At 50.2% G+C, this 17,052-nt stretch carries 17 protein-coding genes; 9 read left to right on the top strand and 8 right to left on the bottom strand.

The genetic code is table 11. The annotated features are described in order from the left end of the window. Positions 1 to 12: 12 nt before the first annotated feature. From dgcN to ACOTZB_RS13990, 3 genes are all read right to left on the bottom strand, one after another. Positions 13 to 1,233: a diguanylate cyclase DgcN gene (gene dgcN, locus ACOTZB_RS14000; protein ID WP_337281442.1), complete on the bottom strand. Its 1,221-nt coding sequence runs from the start codon at positions 1,231 to 1,233 to the stop codon at positions 13 to 15. Then, positions 1,226 to 1,777, bottom strand: a complete 552-nt coding sequence (locus ACOTZB_RS13995; protein WP_200882513.1) for a YfiR family protein — start codon at positions 1,775 to 1,777, stop codon at positions 1,226 to 1,228. Before ACOTZB_RS13995 ends, dgcN begins: the two co-directional genes overlap by 8 nt. Before the next feature lie 137 nt (positions 1,778 to 1,914). Then, complete coding sequence (locus tag ACOTZB_RS13990; RefSeq protein ID WP_193805808.1) at positions 1,915 to 2,289, bottom strand: DUF2799 domain-containing protein; 375 nt, start codon at positions 2,287 to 2,289, stop codon at positions 1,915 to 1,917. A gap of 214 nt (positions 2,290 to 2,503) precedes the next feature. On the opposite strand from ACOTZB_RS13990, the gene aroF reads away from it, so the two are divergent. Together aroF and tyrA are read left to right on the top strand one after the other, a co-directional pair. Further along, positions 2,504 to 3,574 carry a 3-deoxy-7-phosphoheptulonate synthase AroF gene (gene aroF, locus ACOTZB_RS13985; RefSeq protein WP_046889730.1) on the top strand — a complete coding sequence of 357 codons (1,071 nt, stop codon included), beginning with the start codon at positions 2,504 to 2,506 and terminating at the stop codon, positions 3,572 to 3,574. Positions 3,575 to 3,584: 10 nt separating this feature from the next. Further along, positions 3,585 to 4,706, top strand: a complete 1,122-nt coding sequence (gene tyrA, locus ACOTZB_RS13980; RefSeq protein ID WP_193805809.1) for a bifunctional chorismate mutase/prephenate dehydrogenase — start codon at positions 3,585 to 3,587, stop codon at positions 4,704 to 4,706. A gap of 187 nt (positions 4,707 to 4,893) precedes the next feature. Here tyrA and ACOTZB_RS13975 read toward each other — a convergent pair whose 3' ends face one another. Beyond that, positions 4,894 to 5,874: a phage integrase gene (locus tag ACOTZB_RS13975; protein ID WP_221703066.1), complete on the bottom strand. Its 981-nt coding sequence runs from the start codon at positions 5,872 to 5,874 to the stop codon at positions 4,894 to 4,896. A 69-nt stretch (positions 5,875 to 5,943) separates the two neighbouring features. After that, positions 5,944 to 6,237, bottom strand: coding sequence for a helix-turn-helix domain-containing protein (locus tag ACOTZB_RS13970; RefSeq protein ID WP_221703067.1), 294 nt, complete (start codon positions 6,235 to 6,237; stop codon positions 5,944 to 5,946). Between the two features lie 158 nt (positions 6,238 to 6,395). On the opposite strand from ACOTZB_RS13970, the gene ACOTZB_RS13965 reads away from it, so the two are divergent. From ACOTZB_RS13965 to ACOTZB_RS13935, 7 genes are all read left to right on the top strand, one after another. After that, positions 6,396 to 6,668, top strand: a complete 273-nt coding sequence (locus tag ACOTZB_RS13965) for a Cox family DNA-binding protein (protein ID WP_059445706.1) — start codon at positions 6,396 to 6,398, stop codon at positions 6,666 to 6,668. A 2-nt stretch (positions 6,669 to 6,670) separates the two neighbouring features. Then, on the top strand, positions 6,671 to 6,895 hold the full coding sequence (locus ACOTZB_RS13960; protein ID WP_163310278.1) for a phage filamentation protein Fil family protein: 225 nt from the start codon (positions 6,671 to 6,673) through the stop codon (positions 6,893 to 6,895). A 22-nt stretch (positions 6,896 to 6,917) separates the two neighbouring features. Next, positions 6,918 to 7,301 (top strand): hypothetical protein, encoded by a 384-nt coding sequence (locus ACOTZB_RS13955; RefSeq protein WP_421627482.1) that lies wholly within the window; start codon positions 6,918 to 6,920, stop codon positions 7,299 to 7,301. A gap of 69 nt (positions 7,302 to 7,370) precedes the next feature. Beyond that, positions 7,371 to 8,357: a DNA adenine methylase gene (locus tag ACOTZB_RS13950; RefSeq protein WP_421627481.1), complete on the top strand. Its 987-nt coding sequence runs from the start codon at positions 7,371 to 7,373 to the stop codon at positions 8,355 to 8,357. Then, a complete protein-coding gene (locus ACOTZB_RS13945; protein ID WP_047368323.1) occupies positions 8,354 to 8,581 on the top strand; it encodes a hypothetical protein in 228 nt (75 codons plus the stop codon). Before ACOTZB_RS13950 ends, ACOTZB_RS13945 begins: the two co-directional genes overlap by 4 nt. Next, entirely contained in the window at positions 8,578 to 11,175 is a 2,598-nt protein-coding gene (locus ACOTZB_RS13940; protein ID WP_421627479.1) for a replication endonuclease, read from the top strand. The genes ACOTZB_RS13945 and ACOTZB_RS13940 overlap by 4 nt, the downstream gene beginning before the upstream one ends. A gap of 217 nt (positions 11,176 to 11,392) precedes the next feature. After that, complete coding sequence (locus tag ACOTZB_RS13935; RefSeq protein ID WP_421627477.1) at positions 11,393 to 13,681, top strand: AAA family ATPase; 2,289 nt, start codon at positions 11,393 to 11,395, stop codon at positions 13,679 to 13,681. 41 nt (positions 13,682 to 13,722) lie between these two features. Here the strand turns inward: ACOTZB_RS13935 and ACOTZB_RS13930 are convergent, their stop codons facing one another. From ACOTZB_RS13930 to ACOTZB_RS13920, 3 genes are read right to left on the bottom strand one after another with little or no spacing between them, the layout of a single operon-like run. Further along, positions 13,723 to 13,980, bottom strand: coding sequence for an ogr/Delta-like zinc finger family protein (locus tag ACOTZB_RS13930; protein WP_072163863.1), 258 nt, complete (start codon positions 13,978 to 13,980; stop codon positions 13,723 to 13,725). A 56-nt stretch (positions 13,981 to 14,036) separates the two neighbouring features. After that, positions 14,037 to 15,101 (bottom strand): phage portal protein, encoded by a 1,065-nt coding sequence (locus ACOTZB_RS13925; RefSeq protein ID WP_421627475.1) that lies wholly within the window; start codon positions 15,099 to 15,101, stop codon positions 14,037 to 14,039. Beyond that, positions 15,098 to 16,915, bottom strand: coding sequence for a terminase large subunit domain-containing protein (locus tag ACOTZB_RS13920; RefSeq protein WP_421627474.1), 1,818 nt, complete (start codon positions 16,913 to 16,915; stop codon positions 15,098 to 15,100). The genes ACOTZB_RS13925 and ACOTZB_RS13920 overlap by 4 nt, the downstream gene beginning before the upstream one ends. Positions 16,916 to 17,052 lie beyond the last annotated feature (137 nt).

The raw sequence follows: 17,052 nt of genomic DNA, 5'->3' as shown, positions 1-17,052 counted from the left end.
AGTGTATCCTTTCTAACTTATTGTTTTCGTACGCTGGTTTTTCACCTGGTACATGTTGCGGTCAGCCCTCTCCAGTAACGCTTCCACGGAAGCATTTTCCCACGCCAGAGCAAAGCCAATGCTGAGTGACATCGATGCTTTTTGTCCGTTATGAAGATCAAACGGACGGATAAACTGCTGCGAAAGCGCAGCACAAATGTGTTGAACCTCAAGCTCAGAGTGAACGCCGTAGAGCACCATGGCAAATTCATCACCGCCAAGGCGGTACGACTGATGACGTTTATCGCCAAACTCCATCATTCTGCTGGCGACTTCTATCAGCACGCAGTCTCCTGCCGCGTGTCCCCAAGTGTCGTTAATAAACTTAAAATTATCACCGTCGAGGAAGAGCAGGGCCGAGTTTGTTTTGGCAGAAGGGTCATTCATTAAGGCCGAAATGCTGTTACGAAACGCCGCGCGATTGGCAAGACCGGTAAGCGGGTCGTGCATGGCGGTACGCAACAGCTGGGCATTTTTGGCCTGAAGTTTCAGTTGCCACTCTTCCATCTCATCCAGAAGGCTGTTGAAATCCTCACCAAACTGGTGAAATTCTTCGATACGGCCGTCTTTCACCCTGCGGGAGAAGTTGCGGTTCGTGCGTACGTCATGCACGACGTCGGTAATGTTCTGCAGGGCCGTGACCATCCCGTGATGCAAAGACTGGGTAATGATGAGCGCAACCACGGCGGCAAAGAGAATGCAGCCGGTCAGTACGGCAAACGACATCCAGATGAAATGGCCGATCAGGCTGTCACGCGCGGTAAGGCGAATTTCGCCGATCGTTGCGCCGTTATGCATGATGGGCTGCGCAACCGGTACGGGGAAAAGCCAGCGGCTGACCAGTGCACCCAGCGTGTCGTTGTTGTCCTCCGGGTTCCAGGACCAGTAGGCAAACCGCTTTTTATGCGCGTTAATCACCTCGGCCACGGCAAACTGCCCCTGTTTGCCCAGCGCAGCCAGCGTTTCGTTGGCCGCCAGCGAGTCGTTGAACACCAGCGACGCTTCAAGGCTGTGGCTCATTGTTGCGCCGGTTAATTCGAGATTCTTTTGAGCGTATTGTTTTAACGTCACGACGGAAGCAAAACAGAGCAGCAGCCATATTAACGTCATCGTGATGATGACGCTTATCATGCTGTTTCGCCTCAACGTTCTTTTAAACGTCGGACGTGGCGTTGAAGTGAAATCTTTATCCATGCTGCTTATTCCGTGCCAGCATTAATACATCCGGATTGACTCTTACGCCACTGCGCGTCAATGCATCCAGATTGACGGCGAACCGTACCTGGCCGCGATCGATTATCAGGCAAAAGGCACTGCCAATTACACATTCCGGATTTTGCTCTGAGATTAATAGCAACGCTCTGCCCTGATATTGGCTTATTAATTCAAGTTGTTTTGCCGGTGATTCAGACCCGAAATAGATCGCATCGCACGTCGCGGCCAGGGCTTCCCGATCGTTACGTACAATAACTGGCGTATAAGGTAACTCGCTATGCCCCTCATCGCCGCTGAGGGCGTGCGTATAGTGAGAAGTGGCGTAGATGCAGAGTTTAGGCTGCCCGGAAAGTGACGGCCATCGCGTATAGCTCACAATACCTGAGACAATCGAGCGTACCGATTTATCCGTCTCCGAAAGCGTGCCTGCCGCAGCAGGGCCCACCATAAGGAACAGCATTAACACCAGAGAGAGTCGGAAAAAAGAGATCAAGAATAAATTTCTCACCAGAATCCGCCACATCGCTCCGGAAATAGATGTCTTTAAGAGTTGCGGGCAGAATACCATTGTTTATCAGGGCCGTCATTATGTCAGAAATAGCATGAGGCCGACCTAAGCTAAATCCTACTGTTGTTTATTTTCCGGTGGATAAAAATAGATTAATTCAGTCTGCTGGAGCGCATACTTTCATCCATCCCTTGCTGCCATGACGCACGCAGTTTTGCCGCGTTTTCGGCTGTATCGCAACTGGCAGGGAAAGATTTGCCGGCTAATCCCCAGGCGTGAATAAACCCTTCTTCGCAGACTTTCTTCTGACCGTCAGCATAGCCGCGAAGATATTCGCTACGATCAACGTGTGTGTCGTTAAAACTATCGGCCAGGGTCTGGTTATCTTTAACCGGCAGGCCATTCATGGCGTCTTCTTTACCTGCATCAAACCAGGATGGGCTGGTCCAGTCGGGCTGGAAGGTGTAAGGATTGATCTGACAGCCCGTTAAAAACAGCGACAACAGCGCGAAAGCAATTGAACGCATAGCCATTCTCCTTTTTTCTTCAGCATAGCCTGGCTAAAGAAAATCTGTATGTAATTTAAAGTTTACATTTTTATCGACTGATTTTTGCAATAAATTGGCTTGTGTAAACTAATGTGTACGTATTTTGGATTGAAATGTTTACTTTTTATGGTATCGTGGTTTCACCTCATTGAGGAATACAACTATCGCAAACGAGCTTTACAGGATCGCCATCATGCAAAAAGACGCGCTGAACAACGTACATATCACTGACGAACAGGTGTTAATCACTCCGGATCAACTGAAAGCGGAATTTCCGCTGAGCGTCGCGCAGGAAGCTCAGATTGAGCAATCTCGCCAGACCATTTCTGACATTATCGCCGGCCGCGATCCGCGCCTGCTGGTGGTATGCGGTCCTTGCTCCATTCACGATCCTGAAACCGCCATTGAATATGCTCGTCGATTTAAAGCGTTAGCGGAGGAGGTCAGCGATAGCCTCTATCTGGTGATGCGCGTCTATTTTGAGAAGCCACGTACGACCGTCGGCTGGAAAGGGTTGATTAACGATCCGCACATGGATGGCTCGTTTGATGTGGAAGCAGGCCTGAAGATTGCGCGTCGCCTGCTGGTGGAGCTGGTCAGCATGGGGCTGCCGCTGGCAACCGAAGCGCTGGACCCGAACAGCCCGCAGTACCTGGGCGATCTGTTCAGCTGGTCAGCTATTGGCGCGCGTACCACGGAATCGCAAACCCACCGCGAGATGGCGTCTGGCCTGTCGATGCCGGTTGGCTTTAAAAACGGTACCGATGGCAGCCTGGCGACGGCGATCAACGCTATGCGCGCTGCCGCCATGCCGCACCGTTTCGTCGGTATCAACCAGGCGGGCCAGGTCTGCCTCCTGCAAACGCAGGGCAACCCGGACGGTCACGTGATCCTGCGCGGCGGGAAAGCTCCGAACTATAGCCCGGCGGACGTGGCGCAGTGTGAAAAAGAGATGGAGCAGGCGGGACTGCGCCCGGCACTGATGGTAGATTGCAGTCATGGTAATTCGAATAAAGATTACCGTCGCCAGCCTGCGGTTGCGGAATCCGTGGTCGCACAGATCAAAGATGGCAATCGTTCGATTATCGGTCTGATGATTGAGAGCAATATTCATGAAGGCAATCAGTCATCGGAACAACCGCGTAGCGCAATGAAGCACGGCGTCTCCGTGACGGATGCCTGCATCAGTTGGGAAACCACCGATGCGCTGCTGCGTGAGATCCACAAAGATTTGAACGGCCAGCTGGCGACGCGTCTGGCTTAAGAGGTTAGTTATGGTTGCTGAATTGACCGCACTGCGCGATCAAATTGATGAAGTGGATAAGGCGCTGCTGGACCTGCTGGCGCGCCGCATGGCGCTGGTCGCCGAAGTCGGTGAGGTGAAAAGCAAATACGGCCTGCCGATTTACGTCCCGGAGCGCGAAGCCTCAATGCTGGCCTCTCGTCGCAAAGAGGCCCAGGCGCTGGGCGTTTCGCCTGATTTAATTGAAGATGTTCTGCGTCGCGTGATGCGGGAATCCTATTCCAGCGAAAACGACAAGGGCTTTAAAACCCTCTGCCCGTCCCTGCGGCCGGTGGTGATTGTCGGCGGGGCTGGGCAAATGGGGCGTCTGTTTGAAAAAATGCTGACGCTTTCTGGCTATCAGGTGCGCATTCTGGAAAAAGATGACTGGGCGCATGCTCCGGAACTCATGAAAGATGCCGGGATGGTTATCGTCAGCGTACCGATCCACGTGACGGAGCAGATCATCGGGAAGCTTCCTCCTTTACCGAAAGATTGCATCCTGGTGGATCTGGCCTCCGTCAAAAATGGTCCGCTGCAGGCGATGCTGGCTGCGCATACGGGCCCGGTGCTGGGTCTGCACCCGATGTTTGGCCCGGACAGCGGCAGCCTGGCTAAGCAGGTGGTGGTTTACTGCGACGGTCGTCAGCCGGAAGCCTATCAGTGGTTCCTGGAACAGATTCAGGTATGGGGCGCGCGACTGCACCGCATTAGCGCGGTTGAGCACGATCAGAACATGGCATTCATTCAGGCGCTGCGCCACTTTGCGACGTTTGCCTACGGTCTGCATCTGGCGGAAGAGAACGTGCAGCTTGAACAGCTGCTGGCACTCTCTTCACCTATCTATCGTCTGGAGCTGGCGATGGTCGGGCGCCTGTTTGCTCAGGATCCGCAGCTTTACGCGGACATTATTATGTCCTCCGAGAACAACCTGGCGCTCATCAAGCGCTATTATCAGCGCTTTGGCGAAGCCATTACGCTGCTGGAGCACGGAGACAAGCAGGCGTTTATCGACAGCTTCCGCAAGGTCGAGCATTGGTTTGGCGATTACGCGCAGCGTTTCCAGAGTGAGAGCCGGACGCTGTTGCGCCAGGCAAATGACAGTCGCCAGTAATGCGATGATGTATATACTGAAAGCCAGCAATGCTGGCTTTAACCATATAATGCATGGTTACTGCTTATCAATAACTTACATGTAAAACCTTTAAAAAACAGTAATTTAAAAAAATCTGTAACCATCTGGAACCGTTTCAAACACCCCGAAGTGTGGACGCAATGTGGACACTCCGGGGTGTAAGATTTTACAGCGATATGCCTCCGGCCAGCGGATTCAATGCAACCGCATTTTGGAGGTACTCCGGCGAAAGGTGCGCATACGTCATAGTTTGCTGGATGTTCGCATGGCCCAGTATTCTCTGTAGTGCAATGATGTTGCCCCCATTCATCACGAAATGACTTGCGAAGGTATGCCGCAGAATATGCGTTGCCTGATTTGTTGGGATGTCGGGCTTGACCATCTTCAGTATCTTGCAAAAACTCACATAATCGACGTTGAAAAACTTCCCGCTGGCCTTTTCCTTGATCATCTTTTCAAGTTCGGCAGAGATTGGAACCGTGCGTTTTTTTCCGTTCTTCGTTTTCAGGAACGTGACCCGCGCGTTAACTAACTGCGTTGGTTTCAGTGTAACGAGTTCCGTCCATCTTCCGCCCGTACTGAGTCCGAGAAGCGCGACGAGCAGATCATCCCCTGTGCAGGAATTCAGCAGCAGTGAAATCTCGGCTTTGTCCAGGAACGCCATTTCCTGATTAGCTTCTGCCAAAGGCGGCAGGCCACGAACGGGGTGCGGACCGGCAAACTCGTCCAGTTGCATCAACTTGGAGAACATGCCAGATAAACGGTACAGGTCACGGTTAATCGTTGATGCGCTAACACCGTCGCGCAACCTCGCGGAACGGTAATCCATCAAGATCCGTTTGTTTAATCTGGTGACGGGTAGATCTCCAATGTCGTCCATGGTTTTAACCAGGTGATTAAACTCCTTCGTTCCGCGCTCCAGGTTTTGCCCGTAATACTTCCACCATACATCCAGCAATTCTTTTAACGTTCGCCTGTCTGCCCGCTGACCAGCCCACTCTTTGGTATTAGCGTTCGCCAACGTGTAGCGTTCAAATGCTAACGCTTCGGCTTTCCTTTCAAATTTCCGGCGAATGCGACGTCCTTCGCGCCCGCGCGGCCTGATGTCCACTTCATATCGACCATCATCGAGCTTCTTAATTGACATAAGAAAGCCCTCCGGTGGGGTTGTAACTATCTTGGTAACAAATAGTGAAAATGTAATGCTTATAGAGAGTTAGCCAATCTTCGTCTCGGAGTGGTCTGATTCTGTTGGTTCTTGCCCACTGTGTGCGAAAGCCGGTGCGATCTGACCAGCTTGCGGGGCGGTTTTATCTGTCATAAGCCATAGGGTGTATTTCTGAAATTGGGGAGCGTTAGTGACTCGAAGAACAACACTTAACCCCGGATCCTTTTGCCCACTTTCATAATTCTTGATTGTTCCTAAAGCTATCCCGCTCAATTCACTGAATTTTGTCTGAGTTAGTCCTTCGGCTTTTCTGATGGCTTTTAATTTTTCAAATGTCTGCATTTGACAGTAACCTATTGGTGACTTATATTCCCCATCAAGGTAATAAATGGATTACCTTTTTGGGCGTAAGTCCAGCGCTTCAGGAAGCTTCCTGAACCGTTTTTAAGACGCTGGATCCTACAAGGTTAGCATGTAACCAGATGAGAATGGAGAGTGTCATGGAAGCAAACGACTACGTTATCCAGTATCCGCTTGATGCGGTGCACCCTGATAAGTTCGCGGAACTGCTGGGGAAACCCCGCACCGCAGTAGCCGCGATGATTGAAAAAAACAAACTGCCGATCGTTGAGTTTCGCGATCCTACAAAACCGAAAGCCCGCGCAGGTGACAAGCTGGTCTATGTTCCAGAGTTCAATCGCGGTGTTCGTGAAGCGTTTTACAACCGTCCGGTTGAACAGCGCGATGCGTGGCTTTTATGGATGGGGCTGTGATCATGACAACGCTGACGACTAGCCCTTCTTTCGCAAGCCTGTTAACCAGAAGCCAGCAGGTAACACACCGCGCCCACACCCGTGGCTGGATTGAAACTCCAGACGGTCGCTTCTTCCAGCCAAAGGCAACCGACGTGCAGTTCATCAAACAGTCACGTTTGCCGTTTATGTCTCGCCCGCGCAATAAGCGCCGCTGGTTTGCCCGCCTGATGGGCATCTTCGCTTAGTTCTGGTGAGGTGGATATGTTCATGGATAAAACAGGACAGCAACCGGGCCGCCGCAGTTTTCTGAAACAACGCGCCCGACTGCAAGCCAGTTTGAACGCCAACCGCGTGAACGATACGGCAACCCGCTTCAATCGCCTGGATGAAACTCGCAAGAAAGTGGTTTTCATCCTGGCGAATGATGCGGCCAGCCGCGTGGCCGGTTTACCACTACTGACCCGCCGCCACCTGAATTTAGCTTTTGCTGATCTGACCGAAGCGGAACAAACCTGCCTGATGATGGGGATTAAGCGCCTTTCAGAGTTCGCCGCGTCAATGCCGTGGGAATTTGAGGACTACGCCGCGCCCCGCGCTGAAATGCAGGCTTTACGTGACAAGCCGCCAGAGCCAGACAAACCAACCAATTAACAAATAACTGACCACAAAAAAGAAACAGGCGCTAACGCGTCGGGCTTCTTGCACTCTGGAGAAAGTAAAATGATTCGTTCGCTTGTGAAATGGCCTGGTGGTAAAAGCCGCGTAATTCCCGATCTGCTGCCCGTTCTGCCTAAAGCGGATTGCCTGGTTGAACCGTTCGTCGGCGGTGCTTCTGTCTTCCTCAATACTGAATATCGCCGCTATATCCTGGGTGATATTAATCCCGACCTGATTAACCTTTACCGCCAGATAACGCGCTGGCCGGACGCGGTGATTAACGCCGCTCGCCCGTTGTTTAAGGTGTATGGCGATAAAGACGGCTATCAGTGGGTCCGGGATGATTTCAACGCCCGTGCCAGAGATAATCTTTCTTCGCGTGAAGTTTTCGAAAACGGCCCGGACGCGGGCAAGATCCTTCGCGCTGCGCAATTCCTTTATCTGAATCGCCACGGCTATAACGGCGTTGTGCGCTACAACCGCCAGGGCGGATATAACGTTCCCTTTGGTAAGCATAAAACCCCACCTTACTTCCCCGAAGAACAGATCCGCTTGTTCTCTGAAAAGGCCAACGACACGAAGGCCGTTTTCGTTTGTTGCGATTACCAGAGCACATTAAAAATCATGATTGGCAGCGATGCCGTTATCTACTGCGATCCGCCGTACCTGCCAGCGAGCGAAACAGCCAATTTTACCCAGTACCACACCGCCCCGTTTGGTGAGAAACAACACCGCCAGTTAGCTGCGGCCCTGCTGGCTGCCAACCGCCTGACTGGTTCGCCGGTGATCCTGTCAAACAGTGATACCCCCGCCACCCGTGATATTTACAGCGCTTTCAAATTCCAGGAAATCAGCGTTAACCGTTCAGTGAGTGCGAACGCCATTACCAGGGGAGCCGCCAGCGAGGTGATCGGCGTCCTCAAAGTGTGCGACGGCTGCGGGCGTGCCGGTGGCGGTTGCTGCCCTGATTGCGGCCCAGTAATGGGTAATGCGACATACAAAGAAATGATCGCGACGGCTGCGGCGAATGGTGTGGAGGTTTTCCAGTGACTACCCGTTTGCAGATTTCATGCGCCGCACCGCTGTGCGTAAGCAAGCGTGCAACCGCTGAATTAAGCCAGTACGTGAAAGGCCGGAGAAATTTTTCCCGCATTGCGCCACATCATTACCTGGTGATCCGTCTGGGTTGCCGCTGGCGGTTGTTGAGTAAGGACGGAGGCAAGGTCTGGTCATTGCTGACCCACGAAAAGTACAACGTGGAAAGTAAGAAATGACGGATTTCGCCTGGCCATGGAATAAGCCCCGCCCCGCTATCGGGGCGTTTACCTTTGAATCTGCAAAACTTGCCCCGCTCGCCGGGGCGGTGGCGCATCATCCTGCCGTTGAAAAGCATATCGACCGGCTTATCAAACGCGCCGGTTATAACCCGGCTGAGGTTCGGAATCGTGGATCGCTGATCCATGCGCTGGACAAATACGAGCCGCACGGCCTGCCGTTCGCCGTACATCAAGAAATGGTAAGAAAAGATATGGCCGCCGCAAAGGCCGCCGCAGCCGCATGGGCCAGTACGCCGGAAGGTGTGGAGGCCCGTTTGTTGTCTGAGCCGTTTTTTATCCGCGAAGTCTGGCGCAAAAAAATCGTCTGGTTACGCGCCAACCGTGAAGCCCGACACATTAATGATTTTCTTATGGGGACCGTGAAAAAATCATTACTGCGTCTTGATGTCGTGCGCAGCAAACAAGGCGTTGCAACAGACATTAACAGCGAACTGGCCGCCTACTGGCATGGACGCTGGCAACGCCTGGCAGATTTCACCAAACGGGAAGCGTTAAGCGCCGCGCATGAGATTGCCAACCGCCTGGCTGAAATGCTTGAAACCGAATGCGCCGCTTTGGGCCTGACCGCCGAGGGCATGAGCGTTGAGGAACTGGACTGGATTTATTGCCACCTGGGCCGCGAAATGCTGGCCCTTCGCGTTGTGCCGCCCGCATGGACCGCGCCGTGGGAACGTGATCGGATCTTTACCGCCATTCTGCGTATGTGCTCGCCGGACTGGTGGGGCCGTAAAATCTGGCGTCTTCGCTGTGACTGGCGCGAAAACCAGTTGCGTGCAGTCGGTGCAGTTCATCGCAAGGCCCACGCCTATGTAAGCGCATCAAGCCTGGTTGAGTGGCAGGAACAGCGCCGGAAGAACCGCGAATTTTTCAAGAGTCATGAGCTTGTAGACGAAGACGGCAACGTTTCATCGCTTGAAGATATGATAAACAAGTCCACATCCAATCCGGCGATCCGCCGCCATGAGTTAATGGCGCGTATGGCTGGCGTGGAGCTTGTCGCACAACAGCGCGGCGATGTGGGCATCTTCCTGACCATCACTTGCCCGTCCAAATATCACAGCAATGTCGAATCCGGTCACCATAACGGCAAGTGGAATCACACCACCGTTGCCCAGGCGCAGCGGTATTTATGCCGCGTCTGGAACCGCGCAACCGCCAAACTGAAGCGTGAAGATTTGCGCCCTTATGGCTTCCGTGTCGCAGAGCCACACCACGACGGCACGCCACACTGGCACGCCCTGTTATTCATGCCGCAGGCGGAAGTTAAAGCCACCGTCGCGATCCTTCGTGCTTACTTCATTGCGGAGGACAGCGACGAACTGGGCCGCAATACCGGCGCTCGCTTCAAGTCCAAAAAAATGGACCCGCGCAAGGGGTCAGCAACGGCCTACATCGCGAAATATATTTCCAAGAATATCGACGGCCACGCGCTGGCCGGTGAGCTGGACGACGAGACGGGCAAGCCGCTGAATGAAACGGCCAGATATGCAATGGCGTGGGCATCGCTTCACCGCATCCGCCAGTTTCAGCCGCTGGGCCAGCCGCCTGTGTCCGTTTATCGCGAACTGCGCAAACTGAGCAACCAGCTAACCAACCAACGCAAAATCGCGAATACCTTCAAACGTGGCGCGGCAATGCTGGCAGATCCAGAAATGGATGCGGTCTGCGCCGCTGCCGATGTGGGTTGCTTCGCCACATACATTTTGCGCCAGGGCGGTGTGTTGATCCCGCGTGAAAACTATGTCGTCCGCCTCGCCTATCAGCCAGCCGATGAAATGAACGCCTACTGTGAGATCCCGGAAAAGGTCTTCGGGGTCTGGTCGCCACGTCTGGGCGAAGGGTCGCGCATTTGCACGCGTCTGGTTAAGTGGACAATCCGCGCCAAACCCAAAGCCGCCACCGGGGCCAAAAGCGGTCCTAGTTTGGGGGTTGACGTTTTGCCGTCGCCACCCGGCGACGCTTGGAGTTCTGTCAATAACTCTACGGAAGACGAAAAAATCACCGATTTTGCGCCACACGTGGAGGATGTGACAGACGATTCAGAGGAAGAAATGGTCGATTTTGAAAACATGGATGAGGCCACTCGGCGCAAGCTGGTTCGCCGGTTGCGGGAAATGCCAATCAGAAGGGTAAAAACAGATTCACCGTATGATCCCGGTAGTGAACTGGATGTCTCCTGGCGTGTCGCAGTTGAGAAAATTAACTCAAAATCGGCTGAGGAAAGCGCCAAACGGGCCGCGCTTGCGCCAGCGATTACCAGCTTGCTGGCTGATGCCTCCCTCTATGGGCTGGATATTTCTGAAGCACAGGCAATTTCACTGCTGAAAGGCAGCAGGCTGGAAATTAACGGGCAGGTTTACCGCACTAGTTCGGACGGCGAGTTAATCACACGTCAACAACCTGACGGAGGGCAGACGGTAAACAAACTATGGGAATGGTTAAGAGATAATCATGGCATTTGTTCAACTCGTATACGATTTGACCCAATGGGTGAGTATGCTAAAAATTTAAGATATAAGCATAACAAATAAGTTTTTCTACAAGAGATTGTTAGGTGATTAATAGTTGTTTCTTGAAATTAATAGATCATAATATTAATTAGTTTAAATCAGTTTTTTACCTCTATAGTATCAAAAAGTGATCTTAATCAAACTATTAATTTTTGCCATAAAATTATTGCCATTAGAGTTGATGCTTTCAAATCAAAATCGTAAATTGTCAGTTCCATTTTTTCTCTGAGGGATTTTTATGCTTGATAGAATACAAAGGATTACTAGTGTTGGTTTGTTTAATGACATTGCTCCTACTAGGATTTCTTTTAAAAAAACTTCATTGATTTACGGGGATAATGGTAGGGGCAAATCCACGCTTGCTTCAATAATGCGCTCTTACACAAAAACAGCCCCATCAATCTTATTGAAAAGAAAGACTTTAAATTCAACTCTATCGCAACTAGTTGATTTACAATTTACTGGGGGAAGAAGAGCTAAATTCGAAAATGAATCTTGGAATGCGAAGTTTTCTGACTTTCACGTATTCGATTTGGACTTTATCGATACGAATGTTTACTCTGGCGGTGAAATCAGCCCGGGACATAGACAGCAATTACTGAGTTTTGCATTAGGGCATTCAGCGGTAAACGCCAGGGCAGAATTTGATGCATCTAATTCAGCAGTCACCGAATGTACTAGATTAAAACGAGAGGCAGAAGCAAAATTAACAGGGTATCGTGGACAGTTAACTATTTCTCAATACATAAGATTAAGCAATGAAAATAACATTGATGATTTGATTGCAGCAAATGTTGCTGAGCAAGGGAAATCCCAACAAATCGATCTAATAAAAAGAAAAAATAAATTAAAGAAATTAACCGAGTTCAATTGTAGTTTGGATTCTTTTTTCAACATAATGTACAAAACTGTTGATGAAATTGATGAAAATGCCAGTGTGATCGTGAAAGAGCATTTTCAGCATTTTCCTGCCGATGGGAGCGAGAAATGGATAGGGGAAGGTCAGCAATTCATTCATAAAAATACTTGCCCTTTCTGCGCTCAAAACATTGAAGGTATTGCTTTAATAAATGCTTATAAAAACTATTTCAACGTTGAGTATAGTAATTTCATTTCAGAAATTGCTTCTCTAGATAGTAAGAGAATATCAATTTTATCAAAATTTAACTTGCCAGCTATCGAGCAGGAGCATGTCAATGTAACTGATGGTATTCATTCTTGGAGCGAATTCTTACAATTAAATATATCTAATCCTAACTTCGAAAAACTGAAAGAACTGAAAGATAATCTTGATGCACAATTAAAAGAGTGCGTTCAGTTCAAATCATCCAATCCTCTTTCGAAGCTAGATGTTAAGTATGAGGAGGGAATTAAAGCAATAATAAATGAAATGGGCCAATGTGTTAGCGATTTTAATACTCTAATTGATGGTTTGAACAACCAAATTGATGAGTACCAGTCGAGTTTGGAGAATATAAATGTTCAAGCTCTTACTCAAGAAAATACAAGACTAAACGCAATCAAAATACGACATTCAAAAGCAGTGCAAGATTTAATTGATGAGTACACTATAGCGAAAGCTAATGAAACGGCTGCTAAGGCAACAAAGGCCGCTAAAAGAGAAGCGCTAGATACTATTATGCAAACGACTCTCGGTAGATACGAGTCGGCTATTAATTCATTATTACTCAAATTCGGCGCGGCTTTTACCATTGAAGAGATAAGTTATAATTATCTTGGAACCGGTGAGCCAAGAACCGAGTATGGGTTGAAGCTAAGAGGCAGTGAAATTACATTGCAAGGAGAAGACGCAGGCTTTAAAACCTGTTTGAGTGAAGGAGATAAGAGAACTCTAGCTTTTGCATTCTTCATTGCAGTAATTTCGGAAGATGAAAATTTAAATGACAAAATTGTACTAATCGATGATCCAATGTGCAGTTTTGATACTCATAGAAAACAGCAAACCATTACAGAATTAAAACTCCTAAATGACAGGTGCAAACAATTAATTATACTGGCACATGATGCTTATTTTATAAAAAGTTTAAGAGATGAATTCTTGAAAAGGGGAGTGGATGTAAATACTCTTTCATTGATAAAGGTAGTGCATGCGCAAGGACAATTCAGTGATTTGATGACTCTAAATCTTGATGATGAATGTGAGAGTCCTTACTATAAAAATCATAGGCTAGTGAGTGGTTATTTAAATGGAGAGCAATTCAATCCGCAAGATGTAGCTATTGCTATCAGGCCACTTCTGGAAGGTTATTTGCATCGTCGATTCCCAGGGCATATTTCACCGGGGAAACTTTTTGGTGAAATTATTCAGTTGATATTGTCAGCGCAGCCTAATACGCCTCTTCATAATGCATTATCGATTACTGATGAATTGAATCAGATCAATAGTTATGCAGGTAGGTTCCATCATGACACAAATCCTAATGCAGCTAATGAGCTAGTTATTCATGGGGAGCTATCTGCATTTTGTTCAAGAGCGCTCAATATTGTTTATCGTGGCTCGATTTAGTTAAAATGGTTGCTCCTTTATAAAGGAGCAACAACTGATTTTCAGTTTTTTAATAAGTCTAACGCGAACTGACGTTCTTCTGGCTTGAGTCGGTCAATCAGGAATTTGACCAGCTTGTTACCGGTCAACCCGCTGGGGCTGAGAGTGTGAGAAAACGAGGCGTTAAAAACAAACGTGTGGCCGCATTCAACTTCGGTGCAAGCGCAGTATAAATCCGCCAGTTTTTTGTCTTTCCAGTCAGATTTACGAATGATGGCCGGTTGACCGCATTCAGGACATTTAATTTTAAAAACTCGCATGTTCACCACCCCGCACGACATTGCTAACAATGGGGATGATTTTAAACTAATTACGTTCATTTTTCGCCCTTATCGGCGGTAATTACCGGCAATTCAACGTCAAAATTAAGGTGTAAGCGCGGCGGGATTTCTGGGTCATTGTTAACCCCATTCATAAATTTACGCTGTAACGGGATAACTTCGTCTTTCCGGTAGGTCGTGCGGGCAGTTTCAGGGTTACCCATTACCGCGCCGTTTGTCGGGATGATACCTGCCAGCCCAGCCGGGAAGCGGTGCGCGGTAAAGATATCCTGCGCGGTGATCCCTTTGATGTTCTGGAATTCATCCTTTGCGCTGACTTCACCCACCGGCAGGATTTTGACCCCGTCCGGGTCGCCTTTCGGGATGTTGATAAACATGTTGCGGAAGTTGCCCAGCCCTTTGGACTGCGCAATCTTGTCTTTGATTTCGTTTTCCATTTCCAGCGTTAAATTTGGGTCGCTGGTATACAGAATAAAGCCCATATGCGCACCGTTGTTGTAGTAGCGGCGGCGGAAGATGGTCGCTTCGCTGTTAAGTAAAACGGAATGGATCCCGCCGATATAATCCGGCAGGCCGTAGACCTGCTGACGCGGGTCATACATTTTAAAGAAGACAATGTCTTCCGGGTCATAAATCAGCGCAGGCCCTTCCTGGAGAACGGCGAACGCTCCGTCTTTACGGCAGCGCAGATAAAGCGACGGCAGCGGCAGCAGGTCGATCACCTCCCCGAATACATTACGAATTTTCAGGATTGCGACATCGCCAAACAGCAGATAATCAAAGACCGCTTGTTCGACCTGGTCAGGCGTCAGGCCGCCGCTGATATAGCCACCGGCAACCATGTTACGCCGCGCATACAATACGCCACCATGCTGGCCGTTAAGGTTTGGCAACTGAGCCAGCGCCAGCCGGTCAATCGGAAGCCGCCAGTGATCCGCCTCGTTGTCATACCAGATATTGTGATAATCGGTGCCAGTCGTCAGGATGGGTTCTGGTTCGCCAAACGTGATCACGCTGCCGCGCCCCGGGGTGAACGTTTCAACGTTATTGCCGGTCATTGCCCTGAATTTTTTCGCTTTACGCTGTTTCTCTGTCGTCATGCTGCATTCCCAAAAGCCCAGGTCGATGGGCGGTCAAATTCGTGATCGATAGGTTCGTTTATTACGGCGTGCGAGATAGCAAAGAAAACATCCGCGTGGCCGGTTGCGTCGGAACGTTCAGCAACGAACGTTAACGCGTTGCCGCTGTTAGTTGTGGTGCGCCGGATAGCCATAAACGACGCGGGGATTTCGACGCGCTCTTTGTTGGTTTCGTCTATGGCGTCTTTTGCCCATTCGATGCGCTTACGTTCCACGACGTCGATCATCTTCATTACCAGGCGGTTTTTACTTTCGACGTTGTAAAGAATGGCGTTCGCTTCGCGCGGAGCAAACTTGCTGACCAGGTCATACACCCCTTTCCCGATGCCGGTTGTGTCGATCCCGATGTAGGTAATATTAAAGCGGCGCATAAGCTGGCGTATCTGGTCAGCCTGCCAGCTAAAGTTAAAGCCCTGCCATTGCCAGCAGGCCAGCACGCGGAAGCGTTCACCGTCGTGAATGGGGGGCGCGATTATCACAAAAGTGGAGTTGTCGCCGGAGCGCGACGGGTCAAAGCCCGCCCACACTTCGCGGTTACCGAAGGGCCGCGCGGCGGTCGGATCATAATCGCCCCAGGTTGCCCGGTCCACTTCGCAGCCGACCAGCGTCGAGAATTTGAAGACCGCGTCTTTGCTGTCAACGAACTGGCACATGTAGAGCATGGCGAACGCGGTCGGGTTGTACTTGTTTCGGAGCCGCTCAATATCGACGAGCGCACCCAGCCCGCCTTCGATAGCATCTTCCATCGTGATGATGTATCGCCAGATCCCGTCCGGGCAGATGATGCCCTGGCGCATGGAGTTTTCTTTTGGAAACTCAATCCCTTTTCGCTTCGGATCATCGCCGCGCCATTCTTCGCCAGTCCATACCGGGTAGGCCTGGTGCGTCTTCGCGCTGGGCGTTGAAAAGTAGGTCGTTCTGTATTTGTTGTGCGTCGCCATTGCGCTCGCAACTTCGTGCAGACGCGTGAATTTCGGGATCCAGAAGACTTCATCACCATACAGGTGGCCGTTAAAGCCCTGCGCGGTGCTGGCGTTCGTGGACAGAAAGCGCAGGATTGCGCCGTTGCTGAGGCGGATATTTTTGCCGGTCAGCGTGATGCCGAAATGGTTCTGCGCAATCTGGACAATGTATTCGCGGAAGATTTCAGACTGTGCGCGGGATGCGGAGAAAAAGACCTGGTTATCACCGCTTATTACCGCGTCTTCAAAGGCTTCCCATGCAAAATAGTAGGTCATGCCGACCTGGCGGCTTTTCAGAATAAAGCGCCAGTCTTCGCCTTTATGCTCGCGGCAATGTAGCTGATATTCGAAAAGATGCTCCCGCGCCCAGGTGTCGAGCATTTCAGGTGTCAGCCCGGAAACGTCGTTTTTCTTATACCGGCGCTTTCCTTCTCTTTCCCCCGGTTCCCCGCCTGCGCTACTGAGGCAGTAGCCTTCACCGTCATAGGATGCTTTTTTGGCCTGAATTTCGGCCAGTTTTTCGGCGTGCTTATTGCGCTGCGCCATAAGCTTGACGTGATGGGCAATCAGATCGCGGAGTTCTTCCAGTTCCAGCGCCGTTTTTTTCTCGCGGCGGGAAAGCTGGTCAATGCGGCGGGCGATGACATTTTCCACTGATTCGACGGGCAGCAGTGATGCCCACTCCCCGACGTCAGCCCAGTGGTATATGGTGCGCGGTGGAATATTCAATTCCTGCGCAATATCTTTCGGCGTCCAGCTTTTAATGTAAAGCGTGCGGGCCGCTTCTTTTAATTCATCGGAATATTTAGCCATGAGGCTATTATGACGGGATTATTTGACCAACCTGATAATTAAATATCGGCAAAAAGTGGTTATCCATTTATAACCGAATGCATAAGAAATAAAGCGGTCGCGACATTCTTTTTTATTGGCAATACTGACCATCACAA

It is taken from the genome of Enterobacter cloacae complex sp. SHL020, from assembly GCF_049236945.1.
Taxonomy (GTDB): domain Bacteria; phylum Pseudomonadota; class Gammaproteobacteria; order Enterobacterales; family Enterobacteriaceae; genus Enterobacter; species Enterobacter dykesii.
Note: the sequence above shows the minus strand (reverse complement) of the source record. Positions and strands in the feature narration are given on the sequence as shown.

What these genes read in the sequence shown, in the direction of transcription:
- dgcN (WP_337281442.1), bottom strand. Translation starts at nt 1,233, where the DNA reads ATGGATAAAGATTTCACTTCAACGCCACGTCCGACGTTTAAAAGAACG.
- ACOTZB_RS13995 (WP_200882513.1), bottom strand. Translation starts at nt 1,777, where the DNA reads ATGTGGCGGATTCTGGTGAGAAATTTATTCTTGATCTCTTTTTTCCGA.
- ACOTZB_RS13990 (WP_193805808.1), bottom strand. Translation starts at nt 2,289, where the DNA reads ATGCGTTCAATTGCTTTCGCGCTGTTGTCGCTGTTTTTAACGGGCTGT.
- aroF (WP_046889730.1), top strand. Translation starts at nt 2,504, where the DNA reads ATGCAAAAAGACGCGCTGAACAACGTACATATCACTGACGAACAGGTG.
- tyrA (WP_193805809.1), top strand. Translation starts at nt 3,585, where the DNA reads ATGGTTGCTGAATTGACCGCACTGCGCGATCAAATTGATGAAGTGGAT.
- ACOTZB_RS13975 (WP_221703066.1), bottom strand. Translation starts at nt 5,874, where the DNA reads ATGTCAATTAAGAAGCTCGATGATGGTCGATATGAAGTGGACATCAGG.
- ACOTZB_RS13970 (WP_221703067.1), bottom strand. Translation starts at nt 6,237, where the DNA reads ATGCAGACATTTGAAAAATTAAAAGCCATCAGAAAAGCCGAAGGACTA.
- ACOTZB_RS13965 (WP_059445706.1), top strand. Translation starts at nt 6,396, where the DNA reads ATGGAAGCAAACGACTACGTTATCCAGTATCCGCTTGATGCGGTGCAC.
- ACOTZB_RS13960 (WP_163310278.1), top strand. Translation starts at nt 6,671, where the DNA reads ATGACAACGCTGACGACTAGCCCTTCTTTCGCAAGCCTGTTAACCAGA.
- ACOTZB_RS13955 (WP_421627482.1), top strand. Translation starts at nt 6,918, where the DNA reads ATGGATAAAACAGGACAGCAACCGGGCCGCCGCAGTTTTCTGAAACAA.
- ACOTZB_RS13950 (WP_421627481.1), top strand. Translation starts at nt 7,371, where the DNA reads ATGATTCGTTCGCTTGTGAAATGGCCTGGTGGTAAAAGCCGCGTAATT.
- ACOTZB_RS13940 (WP_421627479.1), top strand. Translation starts at nt 8,578, where the DNA reads ATGACGGATTTCGCCTGGCCATGGAATAAGCCCCGCCCCGCTATCGGG.
- ACOTZB_RS13935 (WP_421627477.1), top strand. Translation starts at nt 11,393, where the DNA reads ATGCTTGATAGAATACAAAGGATTACTAGTGTTGGTTTGTTTAATGAC.
- ACOTZB_RS13930 (WP_072163863.1), bottom strand. Translation starts at nt 13,980, where the DNA reads ATGCGAGTTTTTAAAATTAAATGTCCTGAATGCGGTCAACCGGCCATC.
- ACOTZB_RS13925 (WP_421627475.1), bottom strand. Translation starts at nt 15,101, where the DNA reads ATGACGACAGAGAAACAGCGTAAAGCGAAAAAATTCAGGGCAATGACC.
- ACOTZB_RS13920 (WP_421627474.1), bottom strand. Translation starts at nt 16,915, where the DNA reads ATGGCTAAATATTCCGATGAATTAAAAGAAGCGGCCCGCACGCTTTAC.